This is a genomic window from Serinicoccus profundi (genome assembly GCF_008001015.1).
In the GTDB taxonomy this organism is placed as follows: Bacteria; Actinomycetota; Actinomycetes; order Actinomycetales; family Dermatophilaceae; genus Ornithinicoccus; species Ornithinicoccus profundi.
On record NZ_CP042862.1, the window covers coordinates 817,764 to 833,269 of the forward strand.

15 protein-coding genes, 1 pseudogene and 1 riboswitch are annotated in these 15,506 nt (G+C 72.1%); of the genes and pseudogenes, 10 read left to right on the plus strand and 6 right to left on the minus strand.

What is annotated here, in order from left to right; genetic code table 11:
* Positions 1-59: 59 nt before the first annotated feature.
* Positions 60-1,160, plus strand: a complete 1,101-nt coding sequence (locus FA582_RS03835; protein WP_010149073.1) for a branched-chain amino acid aminotransferase — start codon at positions 60-62, stop codon at positions 1,158-1,160.
* Positions 1,161-1,204: 44 nt separating this feature from the next.
* Here FA582_RS03835 and FA582_RS03840 read toward each other — a convergent pair whose 3' ends face one another.
* The 3 genes from FA582_RS03840 to map form a co-directional block, all read right to left on the minus strand.
* Positions 1,205-1,489: a hypothetical protein gene (locus tag FA582_RS03840; protein ID WP_010149072.1), complete on the minus strand. Its 285-nt coding sequence runs from the start codon at positions 1,487-1,489 to the stop codon at positions 1,205-1,207.
* A gap of 177 nt (positions 1,490-1,666) precedes the next feature.
* Positions 1,667-2,527 (minus strand): hypothetical protein, encoded by an 861-nt coding sequence (locus tag FA582_RS03845; RefSeq protein WP_033229428.1) that lies wholly within the window; start codon positions 2,525-2,527, stop codon positions 1,667-1,669.
* A 17-nt stretch (positions 2,528-2,544) separates the two neighbouring features.
* Positions 2,545-3,318, minus strand: a complete 774-nt coding sequence (gene map / locus FA582_RS03850; RefSeq protein ID WP_010149070.1) for a type I methionyl aminopeptidase — start codon at positions 3,316-3,318, stop codon at positions 2,545-2,547.
* Positions 3,319-3,405: 87 nt separating this feature from the next.
* Positions 3,406-3,473, plus strand: a riboswitch (guanidine-III (ykkC-III) riboswitch).
* A gap of 29 nt (positions 3,474-3,502) precedes the next feature.
* On the opposite strand from map, the gene FA582_RS03855 reads away from it, so the two are divergent.
* The 7 genes from FA582_RS03855 to FA582_RS03885 all read left to right on the plus strand — a co-directional run bounded on the left by FA582_RS03855 (position 3,503) and on the right by FA582_RS03885 (position 10,558).
* Positions 3,503-3,823: a DMT family transporter gene (locus tag FA582_RS03855; protein WP_029541787.1), complete on the plus strand. Its 321-nt coding sequence runs from the start codon at positions 3,503-3,505 to the stop codon at positions 3,821-3,823.
* Positions 3,824-3,837: 14 nt separating this feature from the next.
* A complete protein-coding gene (locus FA582_RS03860) occupies positions 3,838-4,617 on the plus strand; it encodes a fumarylacetoacetate hydrolase family protein (protein WP_010149068.1) in 780 nt (259 codons plus the stop codon).
* Between the two features lies 1 nt (position 4,618).
* Positions 4,619-5,437: a glutamate racemase gene (gene murI, locus FA582_RS03865; protein ID WP_010149067.1), complete on the plus strand. Its 819-nt coding sequence runs from the start codon at positions 4,619-4,621 to the stop codon at positions 5,435-5,437.
* Between the two features lie 143 nt (positions 5,438-5,580).
* Positions 5,581-6,168, plus strand: coding sequence for a hypothetical protein (locus tag FA582_RS03870; RefSeq protein ID WP_010149066.1), 588 nt, complete (start codon positions 5,581-5,583; stop codon positions 6,166-6,168).
* Positions 6,169-6,354: 186 nt separating this feature from the next.
* Complete coding sequence (locus FA582_RS03875; protein ID WP_010149065.1) at positions 6,355-7,797, plus strand: hemolysin family protein; 1,443 nt, start codon at positions 6,355-6,357, stop codon at positions 7,795-7,797.
* Positions 7,794-8,810 (plus strand): CNNM domain-containing protein, encoded by a 1,017-nt coding sequence (locus FA582_RS03880; protein WP_010149064.1) that lies wholly within the window; start codon positions 7,794-7,796, stop codon positions 8,808-8,810. Before FA582_RS03875 ends, FA582_RS03880 begins: the two co-directional genes overlap by 4 nt.
* 119 nt (positions 8,811-8,929) lie before the next feature.
* Entirely contained in the window at positions 8,930-10,558 is a 1,629-nt protein-coding gene (locus FA582_RS03885) for a molybdopterin-dependent oxidoreductase (RefSeq protein WP_010149063.1), read from the plus strand.
* Here the strand turns inward: FA582_RS03885 and FA582_RS03890 are convergent.
* Together FA582_RS03890 and yczR are read right to left on the minus strand one after the other, a co-directional pair.
* Positions 10,545-11,831, minus strand: coding sequence for an MFS transporter (locus FA582_RS03890; protein WP_010149062.1), 1,287 nt, complete (start codon positions 11,829-11,831; stop codon positions 10,545-10,547). The two genes, FA582_RS03885 and FA582_RS03890, sit on opposite strands and share 14 nt — an antisense overlap.
* Before the next feature lie 106 nt (positions 11,832-11,937).
* Entirely contained in the window at positions 11,938-13,407 is a 1,470-nt protein-coding gene (yczR, locus tag FA582_RS03895) for a MocR-like transcription factor YczR (protein ID WP_033229426.1), read from the minus strand.
* Between the two features lie 107 nt (positions 13,408-13,514).
* Between yczR and yczE the strand changes: the two genes are divergently transcribed.
* Positions 13,515-14,249 carry a membrane protein YczE gene (gene yczE / locus FA582_RS03900; protein ID WP_010149060.1) on the plus strand — a complete coding sequence of 245 codons (735 nt, stop codon included), beginning with the start codon at positions 13,515-13,517 and terminating at the stop codon, positions 14,247-14,249.
* A gap of 27 nt (positions 14,250-14,276) precedes the next feature.
* Here the strand turns inward: yczE and FA582_RS03905 are convergent, their stop codons facing one another.
* Positions 14,277-14,558 (minus strand): DUF7218 family protein, encoded by a 282-nt coding sequence (locus FA582_RS03905; protein WP_010149059.1) that lies wholly within the window; start codon positions 14,556-14,558, stop codon positions 14,277-14,279.
* Positions 14,559-14,592: 34 nt separating this feature from the next.
* Here FA582_RS03905 and FA582_RS03910 point away from each other — a divergent pair.
* A pseudogene (locus FA582_RS03910) lies at positions 14,593-15,392 on the plus strand (LLM class F420-dependent oxidoreductase).
* Positions 15,393-15,506: the final 114 nt, after the last annotated feature.

Genomic DNA, 15,506 nt, shown 5'->3' on the forward strand with positions numbered 1-15,506 from the left:
GACGTCACGGCATCTCTGCCCCTGGCGATGACGCCTGGTCAACGGACTACGCTGCGGCCATGAGCCAGACAGCGACGTCCACCTCCTTCGCCGTCACCGAGGCGAGCGACCGACGCAGCCCGGAGCAGATCTCCGAGCTGCTCGACAACCCTGGTTTCGGCAACCTCTTCACCGAGCACATGGTGCTCGTGGAGTGGGACAAGGAGCAGGGCTGGCACGACGCCCGCCTCGTGCCCTACGGCCCCATCCCGCTGGACCCGTCGGCCGCGGTGTTCCACTACGCGCAGGAGATCTTCGAGGGGATGAAGGCCTACCGTCACGCGGACGGCACGGTCTGGACGTTCCGTCCTGAGCGCAACGCCGAGCGCTTCAACAACTCGGCCCGCCGCCTCGCGATGCCCGAGCTGCCGCCGACGCTCTTCCTCGACGCCATCAAGGAGCTCGTCACGCTCGACCAGGCCTGGGTGCCGGGGGCGGACGCCGCCGAGATGTCGCTCTACCTCCGCCCGTTCATGATCGCCACCGAGGAGGCGCTGGGGGTGCGGCCGAGCAACCGTTACCTCTTCAGCGTCATCGCCTCGCCGGCAGGGGCCTACTTCTCCGGCGGTCTCAAGCCCGTGAGCCTGTGGGTGAGCGACCAGTACGTCCGCGCGGCCGCAGGAGGCACCGGCGCCGCGAAGTGCGGCGGCAACTACGCCGCGTCGCTGGCCAGCCAGGCCGAGGGCATCGAGCACGGCTGCGACCAGGTCGTCTTCCTCGACGCGGTGGAGCACCGGTATGTCGAGGAGCTCGGCGGGATGAACCTCTTCTTCGTGTATGCCGACGGTCGCGTCGTGACCCCCGAGCTCACCGGCACGATCCTGCCCGGGGTGACCCGCTCCTCCCTCATCGACCTGCTGCGCGAGCGCGGGCACCAGGTGGAGGAGCGGCGGTTCACCATCGACGAGTGGCGCGACGGCGTGGCCAGCGGCGAGATCGCCGAGGTCTTCGCCTGCGGCACCGCGGCGGTCATCACGCCGGTCGGTCGGCTCGCCTGGAGCGGTGGCGAGCTGGACATGCCGGCCGAGCACAAGGTCACCGAGGACCTCCGGGCCGAGCTGCTCGACGTGCAGTACGGCCGCGCCGAGGACCGGCACGGCTGGCTCTACCAGCTGGTCTGAGGGACCTGCGCGGGGAGTGACCGCCGTGTGACGACGGGCGACCCCTATCCCGACGACGGCATGATCGGCTCGGGAGGGACGCCGGAGGAGTTGACCCAGCGCCCCTCGATGAGGTCGACGCGCTGGTTGCCGAGATCGCTCAACAGCACCCACAGGGTCTCTGACGACTCCCAGACCAGGCCGACGCCGTGCCGATGGCTGTGCATTCTGTCGTCCTGGAAGAGCACCTCACCCGAAGCGGTGGTGATCGGCGGCCGACTCATCTGCACGCCGTTCCAGACGCCTGCATCGATCAAGGTGGCCACATGCTCGCCGTCCGGCGCCGCCATGGTCTCGCCGACCCTGTTGACTTAGTCGGGCCGGTCCTGCCTGTCAGTACACCCCACGGTTGCGACGACCAGCGCCGTCACGACAGCCGCCGATGCCCATCTCTGCCGCGTCCTCATCCGTCCCCTCCGTCTGCTCCCACGCCTTCCCCCAGTGTCCAGCACCGAGCGTGTGCGCGCTCAGTGGGCGACCAGCCCGTGCAGCACCGCGAGGAGCCGCTGCCGCAGCGCGTTGGAGCGTCGGGTGAAGGCGCGCTGGGCCTCGGCATACTCACGCTTGCCGTCCGCGGTCTCGATCCGCACCGGCTCGTAGCCGAGGGACCGCAGGTCGTAGGGCGCCGCGCGCATGTCGAGCTCGCGGATGTCGCGCGCGAGCAGGAAGGCGTCGAGCGTGAGGTCGCTCGGCACCGCCGGCGCGAGCTTGAAGCACCATTTGTAGACATCCATGCCCGCGTGCAGGCAGCCCGGCTGCTCGAGGTCGAGCTGGGTCTCGCGGCTGGGGGTGAGGGTGTTGCGTGGCGTGGCGTCGGGGGTGAAGAAGCGGTGGGCGTCGAAGTGGGAGCAGGCGACCTGGTGGGTCTCGACGACCGCGTCGGTGCCCTCGGGTCCGAGCCGCAGCGGCCAGTCGTGCCGGACCTCCTCGGCGTCGGCGCGGTAGACCATGGCCCACTCGTGCAGGCCGAAGCAGCCGAACCGGCCCGGTCGCGAGAGGGTCGCGGTCAGCAGGTCGCGCACGAAGCCGATGGTGCGGCCGCGGCGTTGCACGAACCCCGCCACGTCGAGGTATGCCGTGCCCCTCTCGTCGAGCAGGTAGCCGCTCCACCCCTCCCGCTCGTGCCCCTCGGCGAGGCCGGTGCCGGCGCCGGGGTGCCAGCGAGCGAGCTGGGCCGGGCGGAAGTTGTAGTACTCCCACAGGAAGTCGTCCACGGGGTGGGTGCGCCCCTCGACGCGGCGCGCCAGCCGGTCTGCGGTGAGCTGCTCCACGGCTCGCGCGTGCGCTTCGGCGCGTGGGCGCCATACCTCCTCCGGGAGGACCTGCATCCCCACGGACGCCACCGTCACCGCGTGCTCGGCAGCGTCATGATCTCGGCCCCGTCCTGCGTGATCGCGATGGTGTGCTCGCTGTGTGCGGTGCGGCACCCCGTGGCGCTGCGCAGCGTCCATCCGTCGGCGTCGGTGACGAGCCTGTCGGTGTCGACCATGATCCACGGCTCCAGAGCGATCATCAGCCCGGGTTGCAACCGAAAGCCACGCCCCTGCTTGCCGGTGTTGGGGACGTGCGGATCCTGATGCATGGTGGACCCGATCCCGTGGCCCCCGAAGTCGGTGTTGATCGGGTAGCCCGCACCGCTCAGGACGCTGCCCATGGCGTGGGCGAGGTCGCCGATCGTGGCGCCCGGCCGGGCGGCCGCGATGCCGGCGGTGAGGGCCCGCTCCGTGGTGGAGATGAGGGCAGTGCTCTCCTCGGTCGCCTCGCCGACGACGAAGCTGATGGCCGAGTCCGCGGCGATCCCGCCCGTCGAGACGGCGAGATCCAGCGTCAGCAGGTCGCCGTCGGCGAGGGCGTAGTCATGGGGCAGCCCGTGCAGCACCGCGTCGTTGACCGAGGTGCAGATGTAGTGGCCGAACGGGCCACGTCCGAAGGAGGGCTCGTAGTCGACGTAGCAGGACTCCGCCCCAGCCTCCTCGATGATCTCCTGGGCCCACGCGTCGAGCTCGAGCAGGTTGGTGCCGACCGTGCAGCGCGCACGCAGACTGCGCAGGACGTCGGCGACCAGCGCTCCACTGATGCGGGCCTGCTGCAGCTCGGCGGTGGTGAGGATCTCGATCACGCTCGTGGTTCTCCTTGAGTCGGGTTCATCCCACTGTAGGCGCGGTGACCGACTGCGCTGCCCGCGCCGGATGTGAGATCCTGGAGGAGGGACGCCGAGACCTGGCGATCACCCCGGACGAGGCACGTCGTACCCGGCACCGTCGACGACGTGAACGCCCTGGAGGGGCGACATCATGATGGCTCTGTCGTGGATCGTGCTCATTCTGTCCGGTGTCCTGGAGAGCGTGTGGGCCGCGGCCCTCACCCGCTCGGAGGGGTTCACCCGGCTCTGGCCCAGCGTCGTCTTCGGGGTGGCGCTCGCGTTCAGCATGGCGGGGCTGGGGTGGTCGCTGCGCTCGATCCCGCTCGGCACGGGGTATGCCGTGTGGGTGGGGATCGGCGTCGTCGGCACGGCGGTCTACGGGATCGTCGCGCTGGGGGAGCCGGCCACGGTCGCGCGGATGGTGTGCCTGGTCGCGATCATCGGCGGCATCGTCGGGCTCAAGCTCACCTCGGGCCACTGACATACCCTGAGCGCATGCGTATCTGCCGCTTCACTGATGGTGACGACCCGCGATTCGGCCTGGTCGACGGGGCTGGTGAGAAGATCGCCGGGATCACCGGGGACCCGCTCTACACCAAGATCGAGCTGACCGGCGAGACCTTCGAGGTCGCCGACGTGCGGCTGCTGGCCCCGGTGATCCCGCGGAGCAAGGTGGTCGCGATCGGGCGCAACTATGCCGACCACGCCCGCGAGATGGGCAACGAGCTGCCCGCCGAGCCGATGATGTTCTTCATCCCCAACACCTCGGTGTGCGGCCCGGGCGACCCGGTGGTCATCCCGTCGTTCGCGACCGAGATCTCCTACGAGGCCGAGCTGGCGGTCGTCATCGGGCGGCTCTGCAAGGACGTCTCCGTGGCGGACGCCGCGTCGGTGATCTTCGGCTACACCTGCGCTAACGACGTCACCGCCCGCGACCTGCAGCGCGGCGACGGGCAGTGGGCGCGGGCCAAGGGGATGGACACCTTCACCCCGCTCGGGCCGTGGATCGAGACCGACCTGGACACGGCCGACCTGTCGGTGCGCTCGATCGTGGACGGTGAGGTCCGCCAGGACGGCACGACCGCCGACATGCACTTCGGGATCCCCGAGCTCATCGCGCACGCCTCGGCGGCCTTCACCCTGTTGCCCGGCGACATCATCCTCACCGGCACCCCGGCGGGCGTCGGGCCCATCACGGCCGGCCAGCGGTGCGAGGTCGAGGTCGAGGGGATCGGTGCGCTGGCCAACCCCTTCGTGGCGGCTGACGACGACTGAGATGACCGAGGCTCCCATCGGGGTCTTCGACTCCGGCTTCGGCGGTCTCACCGTCGCCCGTGAGGTTCTGGACCAGCTGCCGCACGAGTCGGTGCTCTACCTCGGTGACACCGCTCGGACCCCCTACGGCCCGCGACCGATCGCGCAGGTGCGCGAGTTCTCCCTCGAGTGCCTCGACCGTCTCGTCGAGCACGGGGTCAAGGCGCTCGTCATCGCGTGCAACAGCGCGTCGGCGGCAGTGCTCGCCGACGCGCGGGAGCGGTATGACGTGCCCGTCGTCGAGGTCATCCGTCCGGCCGTCCGCCGCGCGATGGCGGTGACCCGCAACGGGCAGATCGGTGTGATCTCGACGGCGGCGACCCACCAGTCACGGGCCTACGTCGACTCCTTCGTCGCCGCGCCGCCCTCGGTGCGCGTCGCCAGCCAGCCGTGCCCGCGCTTCGTCGAGCTCGTCGAGGCGGGCATCACCAGCGGGCCCGAGGTGATCGAGGTCGCCCGCGACTACCTCGCGCCGCTGCAGGAGCGGGCGATCGACACCCTCATCCTCGGGTGCACGCACTACCCGCTGCTGACGCAGGCCCTGCAGTACGTCCTCGGCGAGCAGGTGCAGCTCGTCTCCTCCGCGGCGGCCACCGCCGCGGACCTCTTCCGGGTGCTGACCGACTCCGAACTGCTCGCCGCGCAGGGCAACGTGCCGGTGCACCAGTGGCTCACGACCGGGGACCCGGACGGCTTCCACTACCTCGCCCGACGCTTCCTCGGCCCCGAGGTCGAGCAGGTGCACCGCGCCTTCGTCGGCCGGCCGGAGGAGTGGGGCTGAGGCGGGCCACCGGCTGGCCGGTGAGCCGCTGACCGGACGCTCGGAACCAGAGTCGCGACCCCGGAGTCCCACCACGGGCACTCGACCCGTCCAGGTCCTGGACTGGCGGCATACGTCCCGCGGCGATCGAGGAGCGATGAGCCATGACCACGGTGAACCGGATGAGTCGGGTCGCGATCAGCGGGGTGGCTGGCGCCCTGCTGCTGGCGGGATGTGCCACCAGCGAGTATGCCGATGGCCCGGCAGGTGTGGAGCGGCGCGAGGACCCCGTGATGAGCCAAGTGGGGAAGAGGGGCACCTGCGGTGCGGACGGTCCGACCTTCGAGTCCGTCGAGGCAGCCATGGCCGAGTCCACGTTGATCGTGCGTGGCGTGGCCACCATCGTCGAGGAGGAGAGCAGTGTCCCGGGGTCGGCGGGGGTGCCCGGCTGGGAGGTGCAGGTGACGGGTTCGTGGAGCGAGGAGGTGCAGGTGGGCGAGACCGTCGAGGTCGTCGCCCCTGAGCTCATCCCGGGCACCGAACGCTGCTTCGCCCGGTTCGTGGAGGGTGCGGAGTCCTACTTCTTCCTCAGCAACGAGCACTCCACGCAGAGCCTGGTCTACTACCCGATCGTCGTGATGATCGAGACCGACGACGGTCGTTTCGTCGACGCCGACCTGCGGATCGAGCCGGCAGAGGGCGAGGAGATCGCGGCCGCCCTCGACGCCGCGGGTCTGGACCGCACCCCGTAGCGCCTCAGCAGCGCCGCGACCGAGCGAGCCTGGCCGCATCGGCCCGGGGCGCTGTCAGGATCCCATCAGCCGACCCGCGTAGTCTTCTCGATCCCCTGTCCACAGTCATACCCAGAGAAACGGACCCATGCCACCTGGCTGTACCTACGGCTCACCCGCCCGCCGCACCGAGCGCAGGGATGAGCCGTGACCACCGCCATCGTCCTGATCCTCGTCGGCATGCTGGCCATCGGCCTCATCATCGCGGCGAACGGCTACTTCGTGGCCCAGGAGTTCGCCTACATGTCCGTGGACCGGCTGCGGCTCGCGGCCGAGGCCGACGCGGGGGATGAGTCCGCCGCCCGCGCGCTCCGGGTCACCCGCCGCACCTCCTTCATGCTGTCCGGCGCCCAGCTCGGGATCACCGTCACCGGCCTGTTGGTGGGGTATGTCGCAGAACCTCTCGTCGGGCGCGGCCTGTCGATCATCCTCGGCGACACCGGTGTGCCCGAGGCCCTGAGCATCACCGTCGGCACCGTCGCGGCGCTGGCCATCGCCACCGTCGTGCAGATGATCTTCGGTGAGCTCTACCCCAAGAACCTCGCCATCGCCAACGCCGGGCCGCTCGCCCGGGGTCTGGCCCGCTCGACCCTGATCTACCTCGCCGTCTTCGGCTGGCTGATCAAGGTCTTCGACTGGTCGGCCAACGTGCTGCTGCGCCTCTTTCGCATCGAGCCGATCCACGACCTCGACACCACGGCCACCGCCGAGGACCTCGAGCGGATCGTCGCCGACTCCCGCGACAGCGGTGACCTGCCGCCCGAGCTCTCCGTGCTGCTCGACCGCATCCTCGACTTCCCCGACCAGGACGTCGAGCACGCCCAGGTCCCGCGCTCCCGGGTCGACGTCATCGCTCCCGACACCCCGATCGACCAGGTCAGGCAGCTCATGGCCGACGGGCACACCCGTTATCCCGTCGTCGACGCCGACGGGCAACCGGTCGGCGTGGTCAGCCTGGTCGACCTCCTGCGCAACCCTGACGCCGAGCTGGCGAGCCACATCATGCGTGAGCCGGTCATCGTGCCGACGCTCATGCCGCTGCCGGACGCTGTGGCCGAGCTGACCAGCTCTGGTCAGCAGCTGGCATGCGTGGTGGACGAGTACGGCGGCTTCGCCGGCGTCCTCACCATGGAGGACCTCGCCGAGGAGTTGCTCGGCGAGATCACCGACGAGCACGACGGCGAGGTGCCCGAGGGCATCGTCGTCGAGGACCAGCACCTCTGGCGGCTCGACGGCGACGTGCACGTCGATGAGCTGGAGCGGACCCTCGGCCACGACCTGCCCGAGGGCGACTACGAGACCGTCTCCGGGCTCGTCATCGCCGAGCTCGGTGCCCTGCCCGACATCGGGCAGACCGTCATCGTCGACCTGGCCGAGGCGCCGGGCGAGATGGTGCTCGACGAGCGGGTCACCCGCTCCGTCGAGATCGAGGTGCGCGCGATCGACCGGCACGTGCCCAGCCTGCTCGGGGTCCGTCTGGTCGAGCGAGCCCTCGCCCAGGACCCGGAGTCGATGGACGACGGTGAGCCATCCGTACCTCGGCCTGATGCCGACCACCCGGACGCCACGACCGAGGAGGAGCAGCGATGAGCGGCCTCACCGTCACCCTCATCACCGCCGCACTCATCGTGCTGAGCGCGTTGTTCGTCATCGTCGAGTTCGCGCTGCTCGGTGCCCGCCGCAGCCGGCTCGAGGCCGAGGCGGAGCACTCGCCGTCGGCGCGCGCCGCCCTGCGCAGCATGAACGAGCTGACGATCATGCTCGCCGGAGCCCAGCTCGGGATCACCGCCTGCACGTTCGCGCTCGGCGCGGTCACCAAGCCCGCCCTCGACTACTGGCTCGGCCCGATCCTCGCCGACGTCGGTCTGCCGGGCTGGGTCGCCGGAGGTATGTCGTTCGCGCTGTCCCTGCTCTTCGTCACCTTCCTGCACCTCGTGGTCGGGGAGATGGCGCCCAAGTCGTGGGCGATCGCCCACCCGGAGCGGGCCGCCAAGCTCGTCGCGATGCCGATGCGCGGGTTCATCGTCGTCGTGCGACCGCTGCTGCTGTGGGTCAACTCCATCGCCAACAAGCTCGTCTCCGCCAGCGGGGTCACCCCGGTGGACCGGGCCGCGGTCGGCGGCCAGGACGCCCAGACGATCCGTGTGCTGGTGGAGCAGTCGGCGGCCGAGGGTGCGCTGGAGAGCACCTACCAGGAGCAGATCACCGACGCCCTCGAGCTGGAGGGCCTCACCCTGGCCGAGCTCGCCCTCGAGCACCTCGACCTCGCCGCGGTCGGCTCGGCCGCCTCCATCGGCGAGCTGCAGGCCGTGGCGGCCCGCACCGGGCACAAGCGGATCCTCATGCTCGACGACGACACCACCGACCCTCGCGTCGTGCACGTCCGGGACACCCTGCTCCACCCGCTGGAGGACTCAGCGGAGGCGCTGGCGCGTCCCGCCCTCGTGCTCCCGGCGCAGACCCCGGTCTACGAGGCGCTCACCACGATGCGCCAGTCCGGCGAGCAGCTCGTCGTGCTGCGCGGTGACGCACGCCTGGTCGGGCTGGTGACCGTCGCCGACATCATGCAGCGGGTCCTGCCGCGCGAGCACCAGGCGAGCTGAGGCCTCATCCTCCTCGGGGCGCTCCGGTCGGCTGACCGGCGCACGTCAGGTGCTTACGAGTTGGTGACGATCCGCTCCGTCGGGGGGTGGGGGTCGGTGGCGGAGCGCATGATGGAGGCATGGTCATGACACGCGAGCACGACACCGCCGCCGAGGAGCACCCAGGCGCGGTGCGGCGAGGTCCGCTCGCCGCCCTCGCCGGGGTCGCCGCCGGCGCCGCGACCCTGGGCGTCGCCGAGCTGCTGGCGGCGGTCTGGGCGCGCTGGCTCGGCTCGGCCGGGGTGTCCTCGCCGCTGCTCGCGGTGGGCGGCGCCTTCGTCGACCGCACACCGCCCTGGCTCAAGGACTGGGCGATCGAGACCTTCGGCACCGCCGACAAGCTCGCCCTCGGGGTCGGTATGGCGCTCACCCTCACCGTCGTCTGCGCCGTCATCGGCGTGCTGACCTGGCGGCGGCGCACCCTCGGCATGGTGCTCTTCGCGATCGTCGGCCTCGTGGGCCTCCTCGCGGTCCTCAGCCGGCCCGCGAGCGGTGTCCTCGACCTCGTGCCCACCGCGGTGGGAGTCGTCGTCGGCGGGCGCGTGCTCGGCTCCCTGACGGCCCAGGTGGGCGGCCTGGTGTCAGCGCTGCCGCAGCGCTCGCCGCACCCGGCCGGTCGACCCTCCACCGGGGCCTCCCGCCGACGCGTGCTCCTCACCGCCGGTGGCATCACCGGTCTGGGTGTCCTGGGGGTCGTCGGCGGACAGCTGCTGAGCACCGCCGGTCGCGCCGCGACGCGCACCGCGGAGGCGCTCGGGCTGCCCGTCCCGACTCGCACGGTGAGCGTCCCGGCCGGTGCCGGGAGCGACATCACCGGCCACACGCCCTACCTCGTCCCCAACGACGACTTCTACCGCATCGACACCGCGCTGCGGGTCCCGCGCGTCGACGCGGCCGGCTGGACGCTGCGGGTCACCGGCATGGTCGATGAGGAGATCGAGATCACCTATGCCGACCTGCTCGCCGAGGAGCACGTCGAGGCCCTCGTCACCCTGACCTGCGTGTCCAACCAGGTGGGGGGCGACCTCGTCGGCAACGCGCGCTGGCAGGGGTGGCCCGTGCGCGAGCTCCTGGCCCGGGCCGGGGTGCAGCCGGAGGCCGACATGGTGCTCTCCCGCAGCACCGACGGCTGGACGGCCGGCACCCCCATCGAGGCGCTCACCGACGACCGCGACTCCCTGCTGGCCGTCGCCATGAACGGTGAGCCGCTGCCGGCGGAGCACGGCTACCCGGTGCGCCTCGTCGTGCCCGGCCTCTACGGCTACGTCTCGGCCACCAAGTGGGTGACCGAGCTCAAGGTGACCCGCTTTGACGCGGACGAGGGCTACTGGACCCCGCGCGGCTGGTCCGAGCGCGGGCCGATCAAGACCGCGTCGCGGATCGACGTGCCGCGCTCGGGCGGCGAGCTGGAGCCCGACGCCGAGGGCGCGGTGACGCTCGCCGGCGTCGCCTGGGCCCAGCACCGCGGCATCGAGCGGGTCGAGGTCCAGATCGACGACGGCGACTGGCAGGAGGCGACCCTGCTCGAGGAGCCGACCATCGACTCCTGGCGGCTGTGGACGTATGCCTGGCCCGACGCCTCCTCCGGCGAGCACCAGGTGCGGGTGCGGGCGACCGACGCGACCGGTGAGACGCAGACGGAGGCCACCGCCCCGCCTGCTCCCGACGGCGCCAGCGGCTGGCACACCGTCGACTTCAGCGTCGCGTGAGGTCGGGAGAGTCCGCGGGCGCGTCCGCCCTGTCCGCCCCGGGCTGCTGGGTCCGCGCAGCGGCGACGGCGCGCCGCACCGTGAGGCTGCCCGACCAGGCCAGGCAGGCAGCCACTATCGTGGCGATGACCGTGACCGCGAAGGCCGGCCGGTAGCCGCCGAGGTCGGCCAGCTGCCCGGCGAGCGCGGCGCCCAGGGCATACCCGGTGCCGGTCATCGCCGCCAGGGTCGTCATCGCGGCCCCGAGGCGACGCGGGGGAGTGCTGCGCTCGGCGAGGGTGAAGGTCGTGATCATCGAGGGGGCGACCGCCACACCCAGGCAGAGCAGCGCGACGCTGAGGGTCCCGATCGAGAAGACGAGCAGCAGCGGCAGCGCCAGCACGACGAGGGCGAGGGTGAAGATCCGCAGCCGTCGCACCTGGCCGACGCTCTCGGGCAGGGCGACGACCGCCAGCCCGGCCAGGACGCTCCCGATGCCGAGCAGCGCGTGCAGCAGGCCGGTGAGACCGGGCTGACCGGCCTGCGTCGCGAGGACGGACGTGCCGGTCTGGATCGACCCGAAGACCATGCCGATGCCCAGCTGCGTCCCGGCGAGGACCAGCAGCGCGGGCGTGAGCAGCCGGGCCGCGTGCGCCGGCCCTGCGGGTGCCGCCCCCACGAGGGTGACCGTCGGGTGCAGGGCGAACCACGTGCCGAAGGCGCCCAGGAGCAGGGCCGCCACGACCAGCGAGGTCACCGGCGCGGTGATCGCCACGATGACCCCGACCAGGGCCGGGCCGAGCACGAAGGAGGCTTCGTCGGCGGCACCCTCGTAGGAGAATGCCGCGTCCATCACCCGGGGGTCGGCGTCGGTCGCCGCAGCGCTGATGGGCCGCCACCGCACCCGGGCCATGGTGCCGATCTGGGGGACGAAGGCCCCGGCGACGGCTGCGGTGGCCGGCAGTGGCCACCACGGCTGCCCTGGCTCGTGGGCCCAGGTCAGGGCGGCCAGGGCGAAGAGGCCTAGCGTGCCGACCACGCTCTGGACCACGAGGACCGGTCGTTGGCCGACCCGGTCGGTGAGCGACCCGGCGATCGGCGCGCCGACCGCGTTGGAGACCGCGAGGGCGCCGGCGGTGACGCCGCCCGCGGCATACGAGCCGGTCGCGCCGGAGACCGCGAGCAGCGCCGCGATCTGCGACATGGCCAGCGGCAGGCGCCCGAGGAAGGCGATGAGGACGTAGAGGGGCCCGGTCAGGGCGAGGAGCTGTCGATAGGACTGGACGGGTGACAAGGGGGTATGCCTCTCGCAGGGGTCCGTGAGTACGGACGCGCGCGCCGTCCCAGCCACCCGGCGCGCAGAACCCTTGTCATGCAGTCCCCATCCTACCGTGCCCGGCTCAGGCGATGATGCGGCGTCCTGGCTCGCGCTCGCCCCCGGCGCGCGCCGTGCCCACCCGACCCGCCAGCACGTCCTCCCACGCGGCCGAGAGGCGCGGCACCACCTCCCGCAGCTGCTCGGGCGGCAGCACGAAGGGCAGTCGGATCCACCCGTCCAGACCACCGCCGGCGGCGAAGTTCGGGCCGGCGGCGAGCGCGACGTCATACCTGCGGGCGCCCCGGGCCAGCGCCGTGGACGACCCCTCGGGCAGCCGGAACCACAGCGCCATCCCGCCGGCCGGCACCCGCACCTCCCAGTCCGGCAGCTGCGCGTGCAGCGTGTCGACGAGGACGTCCCTGCGCTCGCGGAGCCGGGCGCGGTGCTCGACGAGGATCTCCTCGGCGCGATCGAGCAGGTGCACCAGCACGAGCTGCTCCAGCACGGGGACCCCGAGGTCCAGCCGGAGGCGGCTGGCGGCCATCTCCTCCATCCGGGCACGCGGGGCGCGCAGCCACCCCACCCGCAGCCCGCCCCAGAACGACTTGCTCGCGCTGCCGACGGTCACCGCCACCGGCACGTGCGCCCCGAGCGGCTCGGGCATCGACTGGCCCTCCAGGGCCAGCTCGACCAGCGACTCGTCGATGACGGGGACGACGCCGTGGCGGCGCAGGGCGCGCCCGACCTGGGCCCGTTGGGTGCTGGTCATGAGGGCGCCGCTGGGGTTGTGGAAGTCGGGGATGAGGTAGGCCGAGCGTGCCCCCGAGTGCTGGGCGCTGCGGTCCAGGGCCTCGACGTCCCAGTCGTGGTGGAGGTGGTCGATGGGGTGCGGCACGGTGCGGGCGCCGGCGCCCTCGAGGGTCGCGATGGCGTTGGGATAGGTGGGGGTCTCGATGAGCACGCGGTCGCGGCGGTGGATGAGGGCGCGCAGCGAGACGGCCACGGCGGCCAGGGCGCCGGGGGTGATGAGCACCTGGTCGGGGGTCGTCGCCAGGCCGCGGCCGGTGAACCGGTCGGCGATCCGCTCCCGCAGGACGGGCAGACCGCTGGGGTAGTAGCCCGTGCCGCAGAGGTAGGCGCCGAGGTCCTCGGTGGCCCGGGCGTAGGCCTCCGCGATCCCGGGCGGGGCCGCCGGTGCGGTGACCGTGAGGTCCAGGGCGCCCGCGTCCAGCGCGGCCGGCGCGAGCAGATGGTCGACCCGTCCGCCGGGCACGGACGGCACCTGCACCACGCTGCCCGAGCCCCGCCGGGTGGTGAGGTAACCCTGGGCGCGGAGCTCGGCATATGCCCTGGTCACCGTGGTCCGGCTCAGCCCGACCGGGCCGGTGAGGTCGCGCTCGCTGGGCAGACGGGTCCCCTCGGGCAGCCTGCCGTCGACGATCGTCCGGCGCAGGGCCTCGGCGAGCCGGGAGTAGGCCGGGGCGTCCCCGCCACCCGCCAGCCCGGGCAGGACGAGGTCGGCGACGCGGGGGGCGGTGGCGAGGCGCGGCATACCCTCACTGTGACCGACGGTGGCCTCCTCGTCCAGAGCCACTTCGTGTCCACCGGACCGGAAGTGGCTATGGATCAGAGGGCCAGTTGTGGCGCACCATGACAGGTATGAGCATGGTGGGCATGGTGGGACAGACCCGGCGCCGAGCGCTGGAGGGTGCGCGGAGCCGGGCGCAGGACCCGCGTCGTCAGCTGGCGGCGCTCGGGCCGGTGGAGCAGCTGCGGGCCGGGCGGCTGGGCCGACGGCTCGGCCAGCTGCTCGTGGGGCTGTGGCTCTACGGCGTCTCGATCGCGCTCATGGTGCGCGGGGTGCTGGGCAACATGCCGTGGGACGTGCTGCACCAGGGCATCGCACGCCACCTGCCGCTCAGTCTCGGCACCATCATCATCGGCGTCTCGGTGCTCGTGCTGCTGCTGTGGATCCCGCTGCGCCAGCCGCCCGGCCTCGGCACGATCGCCAACGCGCTGCTCGTCGGGGTGGCCGCCGACGTCACGCTGTGGCTCATCGAACCGGGGGAGGGCTATGCCGCGCGCGCCGGGCTCATGGCCCTCGGGGTGCTGCTCAACGGCGTCGCGAGCGCGATGTACATCGGCGCGCAGCTCGGTCCGGGCCCCCGCGACGGGCTGATGACCGGGATCGCGCGACGGACCGGGTGGTCGCTGCGGATCGTGCGGACCGGTATCGAGGTCGCGGTGATCGCCCTGGGCTGGCTGCTCGGCGGGATCGTCGGCGTGGGCACGGTCGTGTATGCCGTGGCCATCGGCCCACTGACGCAGGCGCTGCTGCCGTGGTTCACCGTGACGCTGCCCGGAGCAGACCGTTCGGCGTCCGAGGCGCGCTAGTCAGGGCCTGACGTCAGCGGCGCGGTGTCAGTGCCCGCGCAACGCCTCGACGAGCTCGTCCTTGGTCATCGAGGAGCGACCCTCGATGTCGAGCTCGGCGGCACGTTCGCGCAGCTCCTCGACGGTGCGGTCCTCGTAGTTCTCCGCCTCGCCGCCGCGCTCGCCGACCTCCGAGCGGGAGCTCGCGGCCGCGGCGTTGGCGATGCGAGCGGCCTTCTCCTTGCTCGCACCGTCCTCGCGCAGCGCCTCGTAGACCTCGGCGTCCTTGACGCTGGGGCCCGGGTCGTCCTTCTTCTTCTCACCGGCCATGCGGCCGAGGGTATGCCGTGCCAAGGTGGGACGCATGGCGAACACCGGCGACCGCCCCGTCCGACTCGGCGTGCAGATCCAGCCCCAGCACGCGACATACCAGCAGATCCGCGAGGCCGTCGACCGGCTGGAGGGCGCAGGCGTGGACCTGGTGATGACGTGGGACCACTTCTCCCCCTCACCGGTGAGCCGGACGGGCTTCACTTCGAGTGCTGGACCACGCTCGGTGCCTGGGCCGAGCAGACCTCCCGGGTGGAGATCGGTGCGCTGGTCACCTGCAACTCCTACCGCAACCCCGACCTGCTCGCCGACATGGCGCGGACCGTCGACCACATCAGCGACGGGCGGCTGTTCCTCGGGATCGGGTCGGGATGGTTCGAGCGCGACTACACCGAGTACGGCTACGACTTCGGCACGGCCGGCTCCCGGCTGGACGACCTGGCGGTCGCGATGCCGCGCATCCGCGAGCGGTGGGCGCGGCTGAACCCGGAGCCCACGCGGGAGATCCCGGTGATGATCGGTGGCGGCGGGGAGAAGAAGACGCTGCGCATCGTGGCCGAGCACGCGACCATCTGGCACTCCTTCGGCGACGCGGACACCCTGAGGCACAAGCTCGGGGTGCTCGGCCGGCACTGCGAGGACGTCGGGCGGGACAGCGCCGAGATCGAGGTGTCCGTCGCGGCCGCGGGAGCCCTGGACCAGGGCCCGGGCGAGGACGCGGAGGCGAAGTATGCCGAGGGGGCGCGCCTCTTCACGGTGCACACGAGCGGTCCGGACTACCCGATGGACGGGCTCGACGCCTGGCTCGCCTGGCGGGACGAGCGCAACGGCTGAGCCATCTGCGGCGCTCGGTGGGGGTGAGAGCGACCATCCGCGGCGCTCGGTGGGGGTGAGAGCGACCATCTGCGGCGCTCGGTGGGGCGGACGGGCGGATGGACCGACGGCATA

Excerpts from the sequence above, each read along its gene's own strand:
- FA582_RS03835 (WP_010149073.1), top strand. The coding sequence starts at position 60 with ATGAGCCAGACAGCGACGTCCACCTCCTTCGCCGTCACCGAGGCGAGC.
- FA582_RS03840 (WP_010149072.1), bottom strand. The coding sequence starts at position 1,489 with ATGGCGGCGCCGGACGGCGAGCATGTGGCCACCTTGATCGATGCAGGC.
- FA582_RS03845 (WP_033229428.1), bottom strand. The coding sequence starts at position 2,527 with ATGCAGGTCCTCCCGGAGGAGGTATGGCGCCCACGCGCCGAAGCGCAC.
- FA582_RS03860 (WP_010149068.1), top strand. The coding sequence starts at position 3,838 with ATGCGTATCTGCCGCTTCACTGATGGTGACGACCCGCGATTCGGCCTG.
- murI (WP_010149067.1), top strand. The coding sequence starts at position 4,619 with ATGACCGAGGCTCCCATCGGGGTCTTCGACTCCGGCTTCGGCGGTCTC.
- FA582_RS03870 (WP_010149066.1), top strand. The coding sequence starts at position 5,581 with ATGACCACGGTGAACCGGATGAGTCGGGTCGCGATCAGCGGGGTGGCT.
- FA582_RS03880 (WP_010149064.1), top strand. The coding sequence starts at position 7,794 with ATGAGCGGCCTCACCGTCACCCTCATCACCGCCGCACTCATCGTGCTG.
- FA582_RS03885 (WP_010149063.1), top strand. The coding sequence starts at position 8,930 with ATGGTCATGACACGCGAGCACGACACCGCCGCCGAGGAGCACCCAGGC.
- yczR (WP_033229426.1), bottom strand. The coding sequence starts at position 13,407 with ATGCCGCGCCTCGCCACCGCCCCCCGCGTCGCCGACCTCGTCCTGCCC.
- yczE (WP_010149060.1), top strand. The coding sequence starts at position 13,515 with ATGAGCATGGTGGGCATGGTGGGACAGACCCGGCGCCGAGCGCTGGAG.
- FA582_RS03905 (WP_010149059.1), bottom strand. The coding sequence starts at position 14,558 with ATGGCCGGTGAGAAGAAGAAGGACGACCCGGGCCCCAGCGTCAAGGAC.